The 19,206-nt window shown below is 65.6% G+C and carries 19 protein-coding genes; 16 read left to right on the forward strand and 3 right to left on the reverse strand.

Features of this window, described 5'->3' with window-relative positions; genetic code table 11:
• Positions 1 to 32: 32 nt before the first annotated feature.
• The 3 genes from H6P80_RS04850 to H6P80_RS04860 are packed head-to-tail and all read right to left on the reverse strand — an operon-like array spanning position 33 to position 1,913.
• Positions 33 to 701 carry a hypothetical protein gene (locus H6P80_RS04850; protein ID WP_185800193.1) on the reverse strand — a complete coding sequence of 223 codons (669 nt, stop codon included), beginning with the start codon at positions 699 to 701 and terminating at the stop codon, positions 33 to 35.
• Entirely contained in the window at positions 698 to 1,354 is a 657-nt protein-coding gene (locus H6P80_RS04855) for a toll/interleukin-1 receptor domain-containing protein (protein WP_185800194.1), read from the reverse strand. The genes H6P80_RS04850 and H6P80_RS04855 overlap by 4 nt, the downstream gene beginning before the upstream one ends.
• Positions 1,355 to 1,403: 49 nt before the next feature.
• On the reverse strand, positions 1,404 to 1,913 hold the full coding sequence (locus H6P80_RS04860) for a DNA-deoxyinosine glycosylase (protein ID WP_185800195.1): 510 nt from the start codon (positions 1,911 to 1,913) through the stop codon (positions 1,404 to 1,406).
• A 192-nt stretch (positions 1,914 to 2,105) separates the two neighbouring features.
• Here H6P80_RS04860 and H6P80_RS04865 point away from each other — a divergent pair, with 192 nt between their 5' ends.
• The 16 genes from H6P80_RS04865 to H6P80_RS04940 all read left to right on the forward strand — a co-directional run bounded on the left by H6P80_RS04865 (position 2,106) and on the right by H6P80_RS04940 (position 19,184).
• On the forward strand, positions 2,106 to 3,101 hold the full coding sequence (locus H6P80_RS04865) for a cysteine synthase A (RefSeq protein WP_185800196.1): 996 nt from the start codon (positions 2,106 to 2,108) through the stop codon (positions 3,099 to 3,101).
• On the forward strand, positions 3,102 to 3,440 hold the full coding sequence (locus H6P80_RS04870) for a hypothetical protein (RefSeq protein WP_185800197.1): 339 nt from the start codon (positions 3,102 to 3,104) through the stop codon (positions 3,438 to 3,440). It begins immediately after the preceding gene.
• Positions 3,441 to 3,765: 325 nt separating this feature from the next.
• Positions 3,766 to 4,296 (forward strand): division/cell wall cluster transcriptional repressor MraZ, encoded by a 531-nt coding sequence (locus H6P80_RS16675; RefSeq protein ID WP_185800198.1) that lies wholly within the window; start codon positions 3,766 to 3,768, stop codon positions 4,294 to 4,296.
• Positions 4,293 to 5,270: a 16S rRNA (cytosine(1402)-N(4))-methyltransferase RsmH gene (gene rsmH, locus H6P80_RS04880; protein ID WP_185800199.1), complete on the forward strand. Its 978-nt coding sequence runs from the start codon at positions 4,293 to 4,295 to the stop codon at positions 5,268 to 5,270. Before H6P80_RS16675 ends, rsmH begins: the two co-directional genes overlap by 4 nt.
• Entirely contained in the window at positions 5,267 to 5,845 is a 579-nt protein-coding gene (locus H6P80_RS04885; RefSeq protein ID WP_185800200.1) for a hypothetical protein, read from the forward strand. The genes rsmH and H6P80_RS04885 overlap by 4 nt, the downstream gene beginning before the upstream one ends.
• Positions 5,842 to 7,551, forward strand: coding sequence for a peptidoglycan D,D-transpeptidase FtsI family protein (locus H6P80_RS04890; protein ID WP_185800201.1), 1,710 nt, complete (start codon positions 5,842 to 5,844; stop codon positions 7,549 to 7,551). Before H6P80_RS04885 ends, H6P80_RS04890 begins: the two co-directional genes overlap by 4 nt.
• Positions 7,548 to 8,978, forward strand: a complete 1,431-nt coding sequence (locus H6P80_RS04895; protein WP_185800202.1) for a UDP-N-acetylmuramoyl-L-alanyl-D-glutamate--2,6-diaminopimelate ligase — start codon at positions 7,548 to 7,550, stop codon at positions 8,976 to 8,978. The genes H6P80_RS04890 and H6P80_RS04895 overlap by 4 nt, the downstream gene beginning before the upstream one ends.
• Positions 8,975 to 10,360, forward strand: a complete 1,386-nt coding sequence (locus tag H6P80_RS04900; protein ID WP_185800203.1) for a UDP-N-acetylmuramoyl-tripeptide--D-alanyl-D-alanine ligase — start codon at positions 8,975 to 8,977, stop codon at positions 10,358 to 10,360. The genes H6P80_RS04895 and H6P80_RS04900 overlap by 4 nt, the downstream gene beginning before the upstream one ends.
• Positions 10,348 to 11,418 carry a phospho-N-acetylmuramoyl-pentapeptide-transferase gene (gene mraY, locus H6P80_RS04905; RefSeq protein WP_185800204.1) on the forward strand — a complete coding sequence of 357 codons (1,071 nt, stop codon included), beginning with the start codon at positions 10,348 to 10,350 and terminating at the stop codon, positions 11,416 to 11,418. The genes H6P80_RS04900 and mraY overlap by 13 nt, the downstream gene beginning before the upstream one ends.
• Entirely contained in the window at positions 11,415 to 12,692 is a 1,278-nt protein-coding gene (gene murD, locus H6P80_RS04910) for a UDP-N-acetylmuramoyl-L-alanine--D-glutamate ligase (protein WP_185800205.1), read from the forward strand. The genes mraY and murD overlap by 4 nt, the downstream gene beginning before the upstream one ends.
• A complete protein-coding gene (locus H6P80_RS04915) occupies positions 12,689 to 13,882 on the forward strand; it encodes an FtsW/RodA/SpoVE family cell cycle protein (RefSeq protein WP_185800206.1) in 1,194 nt (397 codons plus the stop codon). The genes murD and H6P80_RS04915 overlap by 4 nt, the downstream gene beginning before the upstream one ends.
• Entirely contained in the window at positions 13,879 to 15,042 is a 1,164-nt protein-coding gene (murG, locus tag H6P80_RS04920) for an undecaprenyldiphospho-muramoylpentapeptide beta-N-acetylglucosaminyltransferase (protein WP_185800207.1), read from the forward strand. Before H6P80_RS04915 ends, murG begins: the two co-directional genes overlap by 4 nt.
• The gene (gene murC, locus H6P80_RS04925; RefSeq protein WP_185800208.1) at positions 15,042 to 16,448 is read left to right on the forward strand and encodes a UDP-N-acetylmuramate--L-alanine ligase; all 1,407 of its coding nucleotides are present in this window, start codon (positions 15,042 to 15,044) and stop codon (positions 16,446 to 16,448) included. Before murG ends, murC begins: the two co-directional genes overlap by 1 nt.
• Complete coding sequence (murB, locus tag H6P80_RS04930) at positions 16,445 to 17,353, forward strand: UDP-N-acetylmuramate dehydrogenase (RefSeq protein WP_185800209.1); 909 nt, start codon at positions 16,445 to 16,447, stop codon at positions 17,351 to 17,353. Before murC ends, murB begins: the two co-directional genes overlap by 4 nt.
• Positions 17,350 to 18,267 (forward strand): D-alanine--D-alanine ligase, encoded by a 918-nt coding sequence (locus tag H6P80_RS04935; protein WP_235973713.1) that lies wholly within the window; start codon positions 17,350 to 17,352, stop codon positions 18,265 to 18,267. Before murB ends, H6P80_RS04935 begins: the two co-directional genes overlap by 4 nt.
• Positions 18,264 to 19,184, forward strand: coding sequence for a cell division protein FtsQ/DivIB (locus H6P80_RS04940; protein WP_185800211.1), 921 nt, complete (start codon positions 18,264 to 18,266; stop codon positions 19,182 to 19,184). The genes H6P80_RS04935 and H6P80_RS04940 overlap by 4 nt, the downstream gene beginning before the upstream one ends.
• Positions 19,185 to 19,206 lie beyond the last annotated feature (22 nt).

A 19,206-nucleotide genomic window follows, 5' to 3' on the forward strand; every position in this document is an offset into this window, starting at 1 on the left:
GACCATGCGTTCAGCTTCGACGACCGGGGGACTCAGAAGTTCCCGTTCGTACCCGGTACCCGGTCCCGCGGCGGATCGTTCGGCGTGCGCGGCGGATTCGGGGACGGATTCTGCGGCAGCCGGCCGATAATGCCGGGGTCGGTCTGGGGGACGCTCGGTACCCGGACCGGGCCATTGCCGGGGCGGACCGGTATGTAAACCGGTTCGGAATTGCTGCCGGGCTGGGGAAGACCGCCCGGATAAGTCGTGTTGCGGCGCGGAGGACGCGCCGGTTCGGGCGGGAGCTCGCTCTGCGGTTCGCGGGGCGCCCGAACTTCTGGCGCTGTGGGGCGCGGGGAAGGACGGCGAACCTGCGCCGTATCCGGGCGCTGCGTGGGCCGCGTGGTCGGGGCAGCCGTCCGGACGGCCGGCTCTGGCGGGAGAGGCTCGACTTCGGGCGGCAAGGGCTGTTCCTCAACCGGCACCGGTTCGAGAACGGCGATGTCGGCAGTATCCTCTCGCACAGGCGCGGTGGTCAGCTCGTCCAGCTGCGCGCGCAGCGAATCGCGCTCGGCCTGCAGATCGGCGACATAGAAGGCGGCCCATCCGGTTGCGCTCAGTGCGATCAGGGTCGCAAGGAGCTGCGCGATCAGCAGCAGCCACGCGCTGCGGACGAAACGGCGGACATTGGGCCCCATGGGCGCGCGGCGTGTATCGGTCATGATTGCCTCGATGCGAGAGCGGTTCGGGTGAATTTCCAAAAAACGAGCACGGACCCCAGAAGAGCGGCGCCAAAGCCCGCCAGGCTCACCGTGCGGTAAAGCCCGAGCTCGACCAGATCTTGCCCCAGCAATATGGTAAGCGCCGAGATCAGCGTGGTCAGCAGGACGAGCCCGAAGCCGATGGTCGCGACCGGGCCGAGGCCCTGCAGCCGCTGCGCGAGTTCGGGCGCGGCGCCGGCAGCGTTTTCGAAGTCCGCGACTTCGCGGCCCGTCATCACGCCGACCCGGCCTTCGAGTTCGCTCCATTCCCGGGACTGGCGCGATCCGTTCCAGCCGGCAAAGGGGATCATGTGCAGCACGTTGAAGGGCAGCGGCATCCGGCTTTCGTCGAGCCGGATCTGGACCAGCTTGTCATGGTCGAGCGCTTCGCTCGCCTCGGCGCGGACCCAGAGCGATTCCTTGGCCTGCTCGGACCAGCAGACGACGACGCTCTTGGTTTCGGCGAGCGCCTTTTCGATCTTCAGCGCATAGTTATCGCCGGCCTTGAGGGCGGTATCCCACCACAGGCTGTAGCCGCTATCGGTGATACCGTCGGCGACTTGCCGAACGCGATCCCGGTTCTTGCGGGCGTAGGAGATAAATACGTCTGTCATCTGCCTTTCTCCAGTGGGGCCATCGCCCCGCTATCTGGAAGGCATAGTCTCACCGACCCCGATTCGCGGCTATGTCGCCGATCACAGCCCAGCGCGAAATCTTCTCGGCGATCGGCATCGCGGCATAGGCCGGGCTTGAGGAAGGTAGGTCTATAAGTTCGATATCGCCGGATATTTCTGCGAGTTGGCGGCGGCCCGCGATCGCCGATTTGCGGCCGTTAAACGCAATGGCGCGCAGCCTCGGCAGCGACCGCGCAAGCGCGGTGAGATCGTTGACGCGTTCGGCGCGAATCGCGCTGTCGAGGCTGCCGGAACGATGGGCATCGGCGATCACATCCCACAGACCGATATGATGGGTCAGCAGCACCGCGAGCCGCGCTTCATAAGCCAGCGCCCGCAGATCGGCTCCGATCGCCTCGCCGACCAGCTCCCAGAAGCGGTTTTGCGGGTGCGCATAATATTGCCGCTGCCGCAGCGATTCTTCGCCCGGCAGGCTGCCGAGGATCAGGACGCGGGTGCCTCCGTCGGTGACGGGCGGGAAGGAAGACTTGCGCTGCATGGCAAGAGGATGCGGCGGGGACGGGGAGCGATCAAGGGCGCGAGCGGCGTCGCCGACCCAATACCGGCCGTTTGCGAGCAATGAGGCAACGTCCGCTTTCCACCCATTGCCGACACTCACCCATCCCCCCCTTTCCGCCACCCAAGCCAAGATTGCTTGCCCCGCGAAACCCGCCTCGGCTAAGCCTGCGCCATGACGATTGTTCCCTATGCACTCGGCCTGATCGGCAATACGCCTCTCGTTCGCCTCAAGGGGCCGTCCGAGGAGACGGGCTGCGAAATTCTGGGCAAATGCGAATTCGCCAATCCCGGCGGATCGGTGAAGGATCGCCCAGCGCTGTTCATTGTCGAGGATGCCGAGGAAAAGGGACTGCTCCAGCCCGGCGGCACGATCGTCGAGGGCACGGCGGGCAATACCGGGATCGGGCTGGCGCTCGTCGCCAATGCCAAGGGCTACAAGTCGATCATCGTGATGCCCGACACGCAGAGCAAGGAAAAGATGGATACGCTGCGCGCACTTGGCGCGGAACTCGTCCTTGTTCCCGCCGCCCCCTATTCCAGCCCCTGCCATTTCGTCCACCAGTCGCGCCGGATTGCCGAGGAAACAGAAAATGCGCTCTGGGCCAACCAGTTCGACAATACGGCGAACCGCCTGGCCCATATCAAGACGACGGCCAAGGAGATCTGGGAGCAGACCGGGGGCCAGGTCGATGGCTTTACCTGCGCGGTCGGCACCGGCGGCACGCTCGCCGGCGTCGCGATGGGGCTGAAGGAATTTTCCGAGGACGTGACGATCGCGCTTTCCGATCCCCATGGCGCCGCGCTGTACGAATATTATGCCCATGGCGAGCTCAAGGCCGAGGGTTCCTCGGTTGCCGAAGGCATCGGCCAGGGCCGGATCACCGCCAATCTCGAGGGTGCGCCGATCGATACCCAATATCGGATTTCGGATGCCGAAGGGCTCGCCTGGGTTCACCGCCTGCTCGGCGAAGAGGGGCTGTGCCTCGGCCTGTCCTCGGGCATCAACGTCGCCGGCGCTATCGAACTGGCGAGAAAGCTGGGCCCGGGTAAGACCATTGTCACGATCCTCTGCGATAGCGGCCTTCGCTATCTTTCCACGCTGTACAATCCGGAATGGCTGGCCGAAAAAGGGCTCGCAATTCCGCCCTGGCTTGCCGAGGAGGAGTAGGTGGCCGAAATACCGGTCGACAGGATAGTCGATCCCGTAGCCGAAGCGCGCCAAGAGCGCATGAACCGTATCCGTATCGGCGCGACGGGCCTTGCCGTCATCATTCTGGTCGTGCTGCTGGCCGCGACCTTCTCCGGAACCGCGAGCAACGAACCCGAGCTCACGCCCGAGGCGATTGCCGAACATGCCGCCGAAGACGAAAATCCCGCAGCGGACGAATTGCCGCCGCCGCAGGAGCCGCTCGCCGAGCTCGGGGTCGCGCCGAGCACCGGGCCGGTCGAGACACCCACCGGAACGCCCGCGGAACCCGGTGCCGGCGGCGACTCGCCCGCCAACTGATTCGCCCGATCGTTAACGATTGCCCGCCGCGCGCCGATTTCCGCGCGCGAAAGCGGCCCCCCGCGCGCGGTTCGGCCGCCCGGATTTCGCCGAAAACAAAGAAAGAACAACGGCTGAATTCGGCGGCTCTCATAGCGCGCTTTGGCAGGAAGTGGGATCAAATCCCTTAAAATACCCATAAAATGGTATTGATACCCAAGGTTAACATTGATACGCCAAATCCCCGGAAGAGCGGGGCAGGGCATTCCCAGCATCTCCAAGGTTTGCGCCGGACCATGCGGTTTCGGCGACGGGGAAGCTTTGCGCCGCGAATAGAGGGACCGGCGTGGATTTTTTCATTCCTTTTGGCGGACAGGCGCTCAACGCGGTCGACGCTAAGGGCCGCGTGTCGCTTCCTGCCGATCTCCGCACGACGGTAGAGCGCCGCGCCGCGCTTGGCCGCGACAACGGCCTGCCGGTCGACGACAAGGTCCTGCACATCGCCGAAGACGAGGAACTGCCCTGCCTCGTCGGCTTCGACGAGACCGAGCAGTTCAACCTTGCCCGCCGCCTGCAGGAGCTGCGCGCCGCAGACCCGGTGTCGAGCGGCCGCAAGAGCCTGGTCCGCCGCGACCGGGGCACCGAAACCTTCGCGCCCGCACAGCGCGTCGTGTTCGACAAGGCGGGGCGGATGGTGCTTCCCTCCTTCCTGCGCGATTTCGCGGACATCGGCGATTTCGCCTTCTTCACCGGCAATGGCGACAATTTCGATATCTGGTCGCCCCGGCGCGCCCATGCCCATTTCACGGCGATCGGGGAGGGGCGGCTTGTCCGCATCCTCGATTATCTCTGCAAGGAAAAGGGGCTGAAGCTGTGAACGCCGCGGTCGATTCCCGCCATGCGCCGGTGCTGCTCGACGAGGTGATCGCCGCGCTCGACCTCGCCGTCGACGAGATTCACGTCGACGCGACCTTCGGGGCCGGCGGCTATACCCGGGCGATGCTCTCCAGCGGCGCGAAGATCTATGCCTTCGACCGCGATCCCGATGCGATTGCGGAGGGCGCTGCGCTGGTCGCGGAAAGCGATGGCCGGCTCGAACTCGTTGCGCGCCGCTTCTCGGAAATGCGCGACGCGCTCTCCGAACGCGGCGTCGAGCAGGTCGATGGCGTCGCGATGGATATCGGCGTTTCCTCGATGCAGCTCGACCGCGCCGAACGCGGTTTCTCCTTCCAGGCCGAAGGGCCGCTCGACATGCGGATGGAACAGGACGGCGAAAGCGCCGCCGATTTCCTCAACACCGCGGACGAGGCGATCATCGCCGACATCATCTACGCCTATGGCGAGGAACGCCGTTCGCGCCGCATCGCGCACGCGATCGTCGAGGCACGGCCCATCGAAACCACGAGCCAGCTGGCCGCGATCGTTCGCAAGGCCGTCGGCTACAAGCCGTATGGATCCAAGGGTGCGAACAAAGACCCTGCCACCCGCACCTTCCAGGCGATCCGCATCCACCTCAATCGCGAGCTCGACGAGTTGCGCGACGGATTGGCGGCAGCCGAAGCCGTGCTCGCTCCCGGCGGGCGGCTGGCCGTGGTGACCTTTCACAGCCTCGAAGACAGGATCGTCAAACAGTTCTTGCGCGAACGCGGCGGGCAGATGCCCGGCGGCTCGCGCCATCTGCCCGAGGCGGCGCACAACGCGCCGCCCGCCAGTTTCGACAAGCCGGCCAAGCCCATACGCCCTGCCCAGGCCGAGCTCGATCGAAACCCGCGTGCCCGCTCCGCCACCTTGCGGAGCGCGCGGCGCAACGGGGCCCCGCCCTGGCCGGCCGCAAGGAGAGCGTCAGTATGACCATCACCCGCAAATTCCGTTCCGTCACCTGGGCCGCCGCCGTCGCCACCGCAGCGCTGAGCTGCTACCTGATCTCGCACCGGGTATCGGCCGAGCGCAACGCGCTGGAAGAGGTCGAGCGCGATATCGCGTTGGCGCGCGAGGATATCCTGGCGCTCAATACCGAATTCGAAACCCGCAGCCGGATGAGCCAGATCGAACGCTGGAACCGGTATGATTTCGAGCTGACTTCCCCGGACGCCGCGCAGTTTCTCGACGGCGAATTCCAGCTTGCGAGCCTGATCCGCGACGGGGTTCGGGATTCCGGCGATGTCCGGCTCGTTTCCGCGGAGGACGAGGGCGAAACCGAAGATCGCCGCGTCGACGAGGAGGTTTTCGAGCCTGCCGACCCCGACACCCTCGAAACGCCGCGCATCCGCAATGCCTCCTATCTCGTGCCGGGCGACAATGCCGCGCGGGCGCGCAGCCAGCGCATTGCCTTTCTCGACGATCGCTTTCGCGGCGACATAGCCGGCCGCGCCGCCGCCGAACGTCGGCCGGCCGAAAACCAGCGGGAGGGCGCCGCGGAGGAATGACCCGGCTCGTCGCCCAATCGGCAGAGGTGCGCAAGGTCAGCCTGCGGCAGCAGATGCAGCCCATTGTCCAGCAGCGGCTGATGGTGGTCATGCTGCTCCTGTTGTTCGGGGTGATCGCTGTAACCCTGCGCATCGGCTGGCTGACGATACTCTCGGGCGGGGAGGCCAATGCCGCGAGCACGACCGGCGGCCTGCCGCCGCGCGCCGATATCACCGATCGCAACGGCGTGACCCTGGCCCGCACCATCGATGCCTGGTCGATCGCCATCCATCCCGACCGGATGATCTCCGATCCCGACGAACTCGCGCCGCGCCTCCACGCGTTGATGCCCGAGCGCAGCGAGCAGGATTATCGCGAAATCCTCAATTCGGATCGCTCCTTCGTCTATCTGCGCCGCCGCGCGCTGCCCGAACTGGTCAGTCAGGTGAACGCGCTCGGCGAACCGGCGATGGAATATCTGCGTGAACCCGAACGGCTGTATCCGCAGACCAATCTTGCCGCCCATATTCTCGGCTGGGTCAATCTCGATGGCGAGGGCGTGACCGGGATGGAGGCGGTGCTCGAGGAACGGCTGACCGACCCCGCGCTGCGCAACGATCCCGTCGAGCTTTCGATCGACAGCCGCGTTCAGGCGGCGGTGCAGAGCGAGCTGGCCGAGGCGATGCGCCGGTTCAATGCGATCGGTGCGGTCGGCATCGTGCTCGATGTGCATAGCGGCGAGCTGCTGGCGATGACCTCGCTGCCCAATTTCAACCCCAACGCTCCCTCCCAGTCGAGCGATCGGGCGCGCTTCAACCAGGCGACGATGGGCTTTTACGAACTGGGATCCACCTTCAAGCCGATCACCATGGCCGCCGCGATCGAAGACGGCGTCGTCACCGATATTTCCCGCCGCTACGATGCGGAGGAGCCGCTGGTCGTTGGCCGGTACACGATCAGCGACGATCATCCGCAGCGCCGCTACCTCAATGTGCCGGAAACGCTCGTCCATTCGTCGAACATCGTCACCGCGCGGATTGCCGACGAACTGGGCGCCGAGCGGATGCAGCAGGTGTTCCGCCGGCTGCATTTCGACGAGCCGGTCGATTTCGAACTGCCGGTGCGCGGCCGGCCGATCTGGCCGAGCTATTGGGCCCGCACGACGGTGATGACGACGGGCTATGGCCATGGCATCGCGGTCACCCCGCTCCATCTCGCCAATGCCTATGCGACACTCGTCAATGGGGGCATCTACCGGCCGGTAACGCTGACGCGCCTATCCGGCGACGATATTCCGCAGGGCGAGCGCGTGTTCAGCCAGGCGACCAGCGATCAGATGCGCGGCCTGCTCCGCCTGATCGTCCAGGAGGGCACCGGCCGCAATGCCGACGCCGAGGGTTTTCGCGTGGGCGGCAAGACGGGTACGGCGGAAAAGGCGGGCGAGGGCGGTTATCGCCATCATGCGCTGGTTTCCACCTTCGCCGCGGCCTTCCCGATGGACGATCCTCGATATGTCGTCGTCATCATGCTCGACGAGCCGCACGGCGATGCGGGCACCGGCGGCGCGTCGACCGCGGGCTGGACGGCGGCACCGGTCGTCAGCCGGGTGGTTTCCCGGATCGGCCCGTTGCTCGGCGTGATTCCGAGCGAAAGCCGCGATATCGATACGACCCGTCTCCAGGCGATGCTCTGGCATCCGCCTTCCGAACGCGAGCCCGAGGCATGAAGCTGGGCGGGCTCATCGGCGGCCCCGGCCTGAATAGCGAGGACGGCCCCACCGTCACCGGCTTTGCCATCGATCATCGCAAGGTTGCACCGGGCACGGTGTTCGGCGCTTTCCGCGGCGCAAAATTCAACGGCGAGGATTTCATCCCCGATGCGATCCGCTCGGGTGCCGTCGCCATCGTCTCGCGGCCCGAGGCCAAGGTGGACGGTGCCGCGCGCGTTACCGACGAAGAGCCGCGCCGCGCCTTTGCGCAGCTCGCCGCTAAATTCTTCGCGCCCTTCCCCGAAATCTCGGTCGCGGTGACCGGCACCAACGGCAAGACCTCGACCGTCGAACTCACGCGCCAGCTCTGGCGGATGGCCGGCCATCACGCCGCCTCGATCGGCACGCTCGGCGTGACGACCGCCGAAGACCAGGTGAAGACCGGCCTGACGACGCCGGATATCGTCACCTTCCTCTCCAACGCGGCGGGGCTGGAGCGCGAAGGCGTCACCCATCTCGCCTTCGAAGCGTCGAGCCACGGCCTTTCCCAATATCGCACCGAAGGCCTGCCGGTCGGCGCCGCCGCCTTCACCAATTTGAGCCGCGATCATCTCGATTATCACGGCACGATGGAGGCCTATCTCACGGCGAAGCTGCGGCTGTTTACCGAGGTCGTCGACAAGGACGGCACGGCGATCGTCTGGGCCGACGATCCCGCGAGCGCCCAGGTGATCGAGGCGATCGAGGGGCGTGGCTTGCGTGGTCTTTCGGTCGGCAAGAAGGGCCGGGCTATCCGGCTTGTCAGTCGCACGCCGACCCAGCTCGGCCAGCGGCTCGATGTCGAGGCAGACGGGCAGGCTTACGCCATAAACCTGCCGTTGATCGGCGCTTACCAGGCGAACAACGCGCTCGTCGCGGCGGGCCTGGTCTGGGCGACGGGCGGCGATATCGGCGCGACGCTCGGCAATCTTTCGCGCGTCCAGCCGGTGCGCGGACGGCTGGAACGCGCGGTGATCACCAAGGCCGGCGCGCCGGTCTATGTCGACTATGCCCATACGCCCGATGCGCTCGAAGCGGCGATCGACGCTTTGCGCTGGCATGCCAAGGGCCGGGTGATTACGGTGTTCGGTGCGGGCGGGGATCGCGATACGGGCAAGCGCCCATTGATGGGAGAGGTCGCCGTCAAACTGTCCGACCATGTCATCGTCACCGACGATAATCCGCGTTCCGAAGACCCGGCTGCGATCCGCGCCGAAATCATGGCCGGCGCGAAGGGCGCGGTCGAAGTGGAAGGCCGGCGCGAGGCCATCGCCGCCGCCATCGCCGAAGCGGGCGCCGACGATATCGTGCTGCTGGCCGGCAAGGGGCATGAGCAGGGTCAGGAAATTGCCGGCCGCGTGCTGCCCTTCGACGATGTCACGGTGGCGCGGGAATGTGTAACATGAGCGCGCTTTGGACCTCCGAGCGGATCGCCACGGCGGTCGGCGGCGAAGCGCACGGTGCGTTCGAGGCGAATGGTGTCGCGTTCGACAGCCGCGAGGTCGGCCCCGGCGATCTCTTCATCGCGCTGAAGGGCGAGACGACCGACGGGCATCGCTTCCTCGACGGCGCGTTCGAGCGCGGCGCGGCCGGCGCTATCGCCAGTGCCGATTGTGCGCATCCGCATGTCCGCGTCGCCGATACGACCGAGGCGCTCAACGCCCTGGGCCGGGCATCGCGCGCGCGCATGTCGGGCAAGGTGATCGGCGTGACCGGATCGGTCGGCAAGACCGGCACCAAGGAAGCTCTCCACGCGGCGCTTGCCCGCAAGCCCGGGCGAATCGCCCATCGCTCGGTCAAGAGCTACAACAATCATACCGGCGTGCCGCTCAGCCTCGCGCGGATGCCGATGGCGAGCGATTTCGGCGTTTTCGAAATGGGCATGAACCACGCCGGAGAGCTCGCAGCGCTGACCCAGCTCGTCCGTCCGCATGTTGCTATCGTCACCGCGATTGCCCCGGCCCATTCGGAATTTTTCCCGAATGAGGAAGCGATCGCCGACGCCAAGGGAGAGATTTTCGCCGGGCTGGAGCCGGGCGGTACCGCGCTCGTCCCCTATGACAGTCCGCACCGCGACCGGCTGATTGCCGCCGCCGAACCCCATGCCGAAACCATATGGACTTTCGGCCTTGGCGAAGGCGCGATTATCCGCGCGCGCGAAGTGGTGCGCGAATTGACCGGCACCATCGTCACCGCCGAACTGCCCGGCGCCGAACTGACCTTCACCATCGGCCTGCCCGGCGATCACTGGGTGTCGAATGCGCTCGCGGTGATCGGCGCGGTCGAGGCGGCGGGCGGAGATCTGGCGCTGGCCGGCCTTGCACTCGCCGAGATGGCCGGTCTGCCCGGGCGCGGCGAGCGGACGATGATCCGCGTCGATGGCGGCGAGGCGCTGCTCGTCGATGAAAGCTACAATGCCAACCCTGCCTCGATGGCGGCGACGCTCAAGACGCTCGGGGAGGAAACCGCCGACCGGCGGATCGCCGTGCTGGGCGGAATGCGCGAGCTTGGCGACAAATCCGAGCAATATCATGCCGATATCAAGGGGCCCATCGAAGCGGCCGGCGTCGACCTGTGCATCCTTGTCGGCGAGGAGATGGCACCTTTGGCAGATGCCCTTGGCAGCGGCACCGAGTTCGTCCATGTGCCCGGCCCTTCGGAGGCGCTCGACGTGCTTTCGGACCGTATTCGTCCCGGGGACGCTGTGCTCGTCAAAGGCAGCAACGCAATTGGGCTCGCACGTCTCGTCGAGGCGCTGACGAGCGGAAAGATTCCATGTTCGACCTGATCGCCAGCTATTTCGATTATGAGGGGCCGTTCAACCTCTTCCGCTATCTCTCCTTCCGGGCGGGCGGGGCGACGGCCACCGCGCTGTTGATCGGCCTGCTGATCGGGCCGCGCTTCATCGGCTGGCTGCGCATCAAGCAAGGCAAGGGCCAGCCGATCCGCGAAGACGGCCCGATTACCCATCTGAAGAAGGCCGGCACGCCGACGATGGGCGGGCTGATGATTCTCGCTTCGCTCACCATCTCGCTGCTGCTCTGGATGGATCTTTCCAATCGGCTGGTCTGGGCCTGTCTGTTCGTCACGCTGGGTTTCGGCCTAATCGGCTTCCTCGACGATTACGACAAGGTCACCAAGCGCCATCATGCCGGGATATCGGGCAAGGTCAGGCTGCTGTTCGAATTCATCGTCGCCGGCTTTGCCTGCTGGATCATTCTCGGCGAGACCGGGACGGACCTGTATCTGCCTTTTTTCAACGGGCCGGTCGGCGATATCGGCTACGCCTATTATATTTTCGCGATGCTGGTGATCGTTTTCACCGGCAATGCCGTGAACCTTACCGACGGCCTCGACGGGCTTGCGACGATGCCGGTGATCATCGCCTCGGTCGCCTTCATGATGATCATCTATCTTGTCGGGCGTGAGGATTATGCGACCTATCTGAGCATTCCCTATGTGCCGGGGGCGGGCGATCTCGCGATCATCTGCGCATCGATCGTCGGCGCCGGGCTCGCCTTTCTCTGGTTCAACGCCCCGCCCGCGGCCGTCTTCATGGGCGATACCGGGAGCCTCGCCCTTGGCGGCGCGCTCGGCGCGATCGCCGTCACCGCGCATCACGAGATCGTGCTTGGCATCGTCGGCGGCCTGTTTTTCCTGGAGGCGATGTCGGTCATCATCCAGGTCTTCTTCTTCAAGCGGACCGGCCGGCGCGTCTTCAAGATGGCGCCGATCCATCATCATTTCGAACAGATGGGCTGGTCCGAACCGACTGTTGTCATCCGCTTCTGGATCATTTCCTTCGTGCTGGCGCTTGCCGGCCTGTCGACGTTGAAGCTCAGATGAAGGCCGCCCGCGCCTTTGCCGGTAAGCGCTATGCGGTGCTCGGTCTCGCGCGGACCGGGCTATCGGTCGTCGACTATCTGTGGAATTCGAGCGCGACCGTCATCGCCTGGGACGACAAGGAAGAGGCGCGCGAGCGGGTGAAGGGGAAGGCCAAGCTCGCCGATCCGATGGAAATGGACCTCGAACAGTTCGACGCGGTCGTCGTTTCGCCCGGGGTGCCGCTCAACACCCATCCGATTTCCGAAAAGATCCGGCGCACCGATACCCCGCTGATCTGCGATATCGAACTGTTCTCCCAGGCCCGGGCCGAACTGCCGCCGCACAAGGTGATCGGCATCACCGGCACCAACGGCAAGTCGACGACGGCGGCGCTGATCCATCATATTTGCAAGACGGCAGGGCTGCCCACGCGGCTCGGCGGCAATATCGGCAAGCCGATCCTCGGCGAGATGGAGCTGGAAGAGGGCGGCGTATATGTGCTCGAACTTTCCTCCTTCCAGATCGACCTGACCCAGAGCCTCGATTGCGACGTCGCGATCCTGCTCAACATCACACCCGATCATCTCGATCGCTATGACGGTTTCGACGCCTATGCGGCGTCGAAAGCGCGGCTATTCGCGATGCAGTCGCCCGATCATTCCGCCATCATCGCCATAGACGATGCGCCGAGCGCCGCGATTGCCGTCGAAGCGAAGGGCGCCGTCATCCAGATTTCGGCCGGCGGCTGCATGGACCAGTCGCGCTGGCCGACGCTGCAGGGCCCGCACAATGCGCAGAACGCGATCGCCGCGATGAGCGCCGCGCGCCGGCTCGGCATTTCGGAAGACGCGATCGAGCAGGGGTTGCGCAGCTATCCCGGCCTGCCGCACCGCATGGAGCGGATCGCCGAAAAGGATGGCGTGCTTTTCATCAACGACAGCAAGGCGACCAACCCGACCTCGACCGCGCCGGCGCTGGCCGCCTATCCTGCGGTCCACTGGATTCTCGGCGGTCGCGCCAAAACCGACGATCTGGACGCGTGCGCGCCTTTCTTCGATCATGTCCGCGCCGCCTATACGATCGGCGAGACCGCCGACATGTTCGAAGAGCTGCTCGCGCCGGTGATGACCGTCAGCAATTGCGGAACGATGCGCAAGGCCGTGCAGGTCGCCTCCAGGGCGGCGAGGCCCGGTGAGACGGTGCTGCTCTCTCCGGCTTGCGCTTCGTTCGACCAGTATCGCGATTTCGAGGAGCGCGGCGACGATTTCCGCGCGGCCGTGGGGAGCGTGCTATGACCGTCGAAGTCGCCATCGCCAAACGCACCCGCAAGCCGCTCGGCGAATATCTGGGGCGTTCCCAAAAGGGGCCGCTCGGCGAATGGTTCTGGGAAATAGACCGCGTCCTGCTGCTGCTGGTGACGATCCTCATCTCGATCGGCCTGATTGCCGTCGCCGCGGCCTCGCCCGCTGCTGCCGACCGCTACTCAGGCACGAGCGTCACCTTTCCCGATCTCTATTATTTCTACCGTCAGCTCGTCTGGCTCGCCATCGGTCTCCCGATTATGTTCGTGATCTCGACCATGCCCAAGGAGTTCGCCAAGCGTTTCGCGCTGGGCGGGGCGGTTTGTTTCTTCGTGCTGCTGTTGCTCGTGCCCTTCCTCGGCAACGAAGTGAACGGCGCGCGCCGCTGGATCGGTTACGGCGCGGCGACGCTCCAGCCGTCTGAATTCCTGAAGCCCTTTTTCATCGTCGCGACGGCCTGGATCCTTTCGCTCCGGGTCACGCAGGATCCGACGCTGCCGGTGGTCACCGCGACCGGCATATTGACCGGCGTCATCGCACTCTTGCTGATGCGCCAACCCGATTTCGGGCAGACCGTGATTTTCGCCAGCGTCTGGTTCGTGATGTTGATGATCGCGGGGGTCTCCAACAGGCTGCTCGGCATATTGGCGGGCGGCGGGATCGGCGGGCTGCTCGCCGCCTATCTTTTCTATCCGGTCGCGACGACGCGGATCAACGCCTTCCTGTTCGGCCAGGGCGACGAATATCAGGTCGAGAATGCGATGCGCACGCTTACCAATGGCGGCATCTTCGGCACGGGCCCGGGCGACGGCGTGATGAAGTACCGGCTGCCCGAACCGCACACCGATTACATCTTTTCGGTGGTCGGCGAGGAGTTCGGGCTCATCGCCTGCCTTGCCATCGCGATGATTTTCGGCGCCATCGTCGTCCGCGTCTTCGTGAAATTGATCAACGAAGAGAATATCTTCTACCTGCTCGCTTCCGCCGGGCTTGCCACCCAGTTCGCTGTTCAGGCGCTGATTAACATGGCGGTAAACCTCGACATGGCACCTTCCAAAGGGATGACGCTGCCTTTCATCTCCTATGGGGGCTCGTCGCTGATTGCGCTGTCGATCGGCTTCGGGCTGTTGCTCGCCTTTACGCGGCGCAACCCGCACCTGCCCGCGCTTACGAGGCGCCCATGAGGGGCGCGCGGCATTTCGTTCTGGCGGCCGGCGGCACGGGCGGACACATCATCCCGGCCTTTGCGCTGGCGACCGAACTCAAGAAGCGCGGCCATTATGTCGCGCTCATCACAGACGAACGCGGCGCGGCGATCCCGGGCACTTTCGAGGGCGAGGAAAAGCACATCCTTCCCGCCGGTCGGCTGACGCGCAATCCGCTCGGCTGGCTCGGCGCGGCGAAGAATATTCTTGCCGGCCGGGCGATGGCGCGGCGGCTCTATGAAAGCTTCCAGCCGGAAGCGGTAATCGGCTTTGGCGGCTATCCGGCCTTGCCGGCGCTGCTCGGCGCGCTCCGGGACGGCATCCCGACGGCGGTGCATGAGCAGAATGCAGTGCTCGGCCGCGTCAACCGGCTGCTCGCAAGCAAAGTCGATGCGATCGCCACCGCCTACAAGCAGATCGGCCGGCTCAAGGAAAGCCATCTTCCCAAGGTCCATCTCGTCGGCAATCCCGTGCGCGAATCCGTCGAGCTGCTGCGGGCCCAGCCTTTCCCGGCGCTCTCCGAGGACGGCATCTTCCGCGTGCTGGTGACCGGCGGCAGCCAGGGCGCGGGCATCCTTTCCGAAGTCGTGCCCGATGGCCTTGCCTTGCTGCCGCTTTCCTTCCGCCGCCGAATGCAGGTGACCCAGCAATGCCGCGAGGAGGATATCGAGCGCGTCCGTACGCGCTATGCCGACCTCGCCATACCGGCCGATCTCGCCACCTATATTCCCGACCTTCCCGAGCGGCTGGGCTGGTCGCATGTCGTGATCGCCCGGGCGGGCGCGTCGACCATCGCCGAGCTGACGACGGCGGGCCGGCCCGCGATCCTCGTTCCCCTACCGATCGCGACCGACGATCACCAGACGGCTAACGCGCGGGAGATGGCGGCGTCCGGCGGCGCGCGCGTGATCAGGCAGGCCCAGTTCACGCCCGCCGAACTCGCCAAGCAGATGCAGAAGCTCGGGCTCGAACCCGATGCGCTGATGAACGCGGCGGGCCGCGCGCGCAGTGCCGGCTATCCCAACGCCACCCGCGATCTCGCCGATCTTGTCGAACGGCTCGGCAGCGGCCTCGGCGGCGAAGCAATCCCGGTTCCCGCGACCCCCCAGGCGCGCCCGGCCGCGCAGGGAGCCGGCTGATGAAGGGGTTTGGCACCGATATCGGCATCATCCATTTCATCGGCATCGGCGGTATCGGCATGTCGGGCATCGCCCGCGTGATGAACAATCTCGGCTACACGGTGCAGGGCTCCGACATAGCCGAAAGCGCGAGCGTCGAGGCGATGCGCGAGCGCGGCATTACCATCCATATCGGCCATGATCCGGACAATCTCGGTGACGCCGCCGTCGTCGTCACCTCGACCGCGATCCAGCGCGGCAACCCGGAAGTCGAACGCGCGCTCGAACGCCGCATCCCGGTCGTCCGCCGCGCCGAAATGCTGGCCGAGCTGATGAAGCTTAAGGCCACGGTCGCGATTGCCGGCACCCATGGCAAGACGACGACGACCTCGCTGGTCGCGGCGATGATGGATGCCGGCGGGCTCGATCCCACGGTGATCAATGGCGGCGTGATCAACGCCTACAAGTCCAATGCGCGGGTTGGTGAGGGCGACTGGATGGTCGTCGAAGCCGATGAAAGCGACGGCAGTTTCCTCAGGCTCGACGGCACGATCGCGGTCGTCACGAATATCGATCCCGAACATCTCGATCATTATGGTTCGTTCGACCGGGTGAAGGACTGTTTCGTCGAATTCGTCGAGAATGTGCCCTTTTACGGCGTCGCCTTGCTCTGCCTCGATCATCCCGAGGTTCAGGCGATCATCCCGCGCGTCCGCGACCGGCGGATCGTCACCTATGGCTTTTCGACCCAAGCCGATATCCGCGCCGAGAATGTCCGGCCGGATAACGGCGGGAATTGCTTCGACGTCGTCGTCCGCAACCGCGACGGCGAAACGCGCAAAATAGAGAATATCGCGCTGCCCATGGCCGGGCGGCACAATGTCCAGAACGCCCTCGCCGCGGTCGGCGTCGGACTGGAGCTTGGCATCGCCGACGAAGCGGTCGCCAAGGGCTTTGCCGGTTTCTCGGGCGTCAATCGGCGCTTCACCCATGTCGGCGATGTCGCGGGCGTGACGGTGATCGACGATTACGGCCATCACCCGGTGGAAATCCGCGCCGCGCTTTCGGCGGCGAAGGAGCGCGCGTCGGGCAAGGTTTTCGCGGTCATGCAGCCGCACCGTTACACGCGCCTGCGCGATCTGCTGACCGAATTCGAAGCGGCCTTCAACGATGCGGATGCGGTGTTCGTGACCCCGGTCTATGCTGCCGGCGAGACCCCGCTCGACGGCATCGATTCCGAAGCGCTGGTCGCGGGCCTCAAGGAGCGCGGCCATCGTTCGGCGCGCGCGGTTGCCGACGAGGAGGAACTTGCCATGCTCCTCGGTGCGGAAACGGCCGAGGGCGACATGATCGTCTGCCTCGGCGCGGGCGACATCACCAAATGGGCAGCGCGGCTGCCGGAAAAACTTGCAGGGGCGCGCGCATGAATGCGGCCAAAACCCTTACCGGGCTGCCGCCGCTCGAAGGCTCGGTCAAACGGGGCGGGAGCCTTGCCGATTTCATCTGGTTCCGGTGCGGCGGCCCGGCCGAATGGCTGGTCCGGCCGAGCGATATCGAGGATCTCTCGCATTTCCTTTCCCAGCTCGATCCGGCGATCCCCGTGCTCCCGGTCGGCGTCGGATCGAACCTGATCGTTCGCGACGGCGGTGTGCGCGGCGTCGTCATCCGCCTGCCGAAAAGCTTTGCCGAGATCGGCGTCGAAGCGGGTAGCCGTGTCCGCGCGGGCGGCGCAGCGATGGGCATTACGGTCGCGACCAAGGCGCGCGAGGCGGGTATCGCTGGCCTCGAATTCCTGCGCGGCATCCCGGGTACGGCCGGCGGCGCGGTGCGGATGAACGCGGGCGCCTATGGCCGCGATGTGAGCGATATCCTCGTCGAGGCGAAGCTCGTGCTCCGAGACGGCTCGGTCGAAACCTGGCCGTCCGAAAACCTCGAATACACCTATCGCCACTCGGCTGTGCCGCAGGGCGCGATTGTCGTTGAAGCATTGTTCGAAGGCACGCCCGGCGATCCCGCCGATATCGGCGCGGAGATGGACCGGATCGCCGCCGAACGCGAAGCCTCCCAGCCACTGCGCTCGCGCACTGGCGGATCGACCTTCAAGAATCCGGACGGCGAAAAGGCCTGGCAGCTCGTCGATGCCGCCGGTTGCCGCGGCCTCCGGATCGGCGGTGCGCAGGTTTCCGAAAAGCACACCAACTTCCTGATCAATACCGGCGAGGCGAGTTCCGCCGATATCGAGGAACTGGGCGAAGAGGTCCGCCGCCGGGTGTTCGAAGAATCGGGGATCGAACTCGAATGGGAAATCCAGCGTGTCGGAGATCCGGCATGAAGAAGCTGCATGTCGCGGTGCTGATGGGCGGCTGGTCGGCCGAGCGAGAGGTCTCGATGATGAGCGGTACCGGCATCGCCGACGCGCTCGAAAGCCTCGGCCACAAGGTTACGCGGATCGACATGGACCGAAATGTCGCCGAAGTTTTGGCGGGTGTCCGCCCCGATGTCGTGTTCAACGCGCTGCACGGGTCGCCGGGCGAGGACGGCACGGTCCAGGGCATGCTGGACCTGATGCAGATCCCCTATACCCATTCCGGCCTTGCGACTTCGGTCGTCGCGATCGACAAGCAGCTGACGAAACAGGCGCTGGTGCCGCACGGCATCCCAATGCCCGGCGGCCAGATCGTCGCGAGCGAAAGCCTGTATGCGGGCGATCCGATTGCGCGGCCTTATGTGCTGAAGCCGGTCAACGAGGGTTCGTCGGTCGGAGTGGCCATCGTCACCGACAGCGGCAATTACGGCAACCCGATCGCCCGCGACGCCGAGGGGCCGTGGCTCCATTTCGAACGCCTGCTCGCCGAGCCGTTTATCAAGGGCCGCGAGCTGACGACGGCGGTGATCGGCGAGGAACCGCTCTGCGTTACCGAACTCGTGCCCAAGAGCGGCTTCTACGATTACGACGCCAAATATACCGACGGCATGACCGACCATATCTGCCCGGCCGATATCCCCGAAGCCATCGCTGAGCGCTGCAAGGCGATCGCGATCGAGGCCCACCGCCTGCTTGGCTGCAAGGGCACGAGCCGGTCCGATTTCCGCTGGGACGAGGAGCAGGGCGAGGCCGGCCTTTTCCTGCTGGAGGTCAACACCCAGCCCGGGATGACGCCGCTGAGCCTCGTTCCCGAACAGGCCCGCTATGTGGGCATGAGCTATGCAGAGCTCGTCCAGCGTATCGTGGAGGAAGCGTTATGAGCCAGTCGAGAAATAGGCGCAAAGCCGCTCCGCGCAAGCGCGCTTCGGCCAAGAGGAAACCGGCACGGAAACCGCCGAGCCAGCCGATCTCGGCCCGGCTCGCCACCATATTGCCGATGCAGGAAGAGACGATCCGCCGCTCCGGGCGCTTCGCGGTGCTGGGCGGTCTCGGCGTGGCGATGGCCGCCGGCGCGATGGCGATCCAGTTGCCGCAGATGATCGGCTGGCAGATCGGCGAAGGGATCGGGCGGCTCGGCTTCACGGTGGAGCGCGTCGAAATCCTTGGCATCGACCGGATGGAGCGGCTGCCCGTCTACGCCGTCGCGCTGGACCAGCCATCGATGGCGATGCCCAATGTCGATATCGACGAAATCCGCACACGGGTGGAAGCGTTGGCCTGGGTCCAGGAGGCGCGGGTTTCGCGGCGGCTGCCCGATACGCTCGTCGTCTCGATCACCGAACGGTCGCCGAGTGCGATCTGGCAGCACGACCAACAGCTCTTCCTCGTCGACAGCGACGGCGCGGTGTTGGAGGAAGTGCCGCTCGATGCAATGCCGGACCTGCCCCTGATCGTCGGGCCGCGGGCCAATCGGCAGGTCGCCAGTTTCGAGGCGCTGATGGATAGCGCCCCCGCTTTGAAGCCGATGCTGGCGGGCGCGACCTGGGTGGGGAACCGGCGCTGGGACCTGCGTTTTCAGTCGGGCGAGACACTGGCCTTGCCCGAAGGCCATGAGGATGCGGCGCGCGCGCTCGTTCGTTTCGCGCGGATGGACGGGGTGACGGGGCTGCTTGGCGAGGGATTTCGCCGTTTCGATATGCGGGTGCCCGATCGCTTCGTTGTTCGCGTCGCGCGCAACGCGCCGACGCCCGAACCGCCGGCCGAGGATGAAGCCGAGGCCGACACCGATACGATCTGAATTTGGGGGATTTGATCCGGAG

Source organism: Parasphingopyxis marina (assembly GCF_014237875.1).
GTDB lineage: Bacteria > Pseudomonadota > Alphaproteobacteria > Sphingomonadales > Sphingomonadaceae > Parasphingopyxis > Parasphingopyxis marina.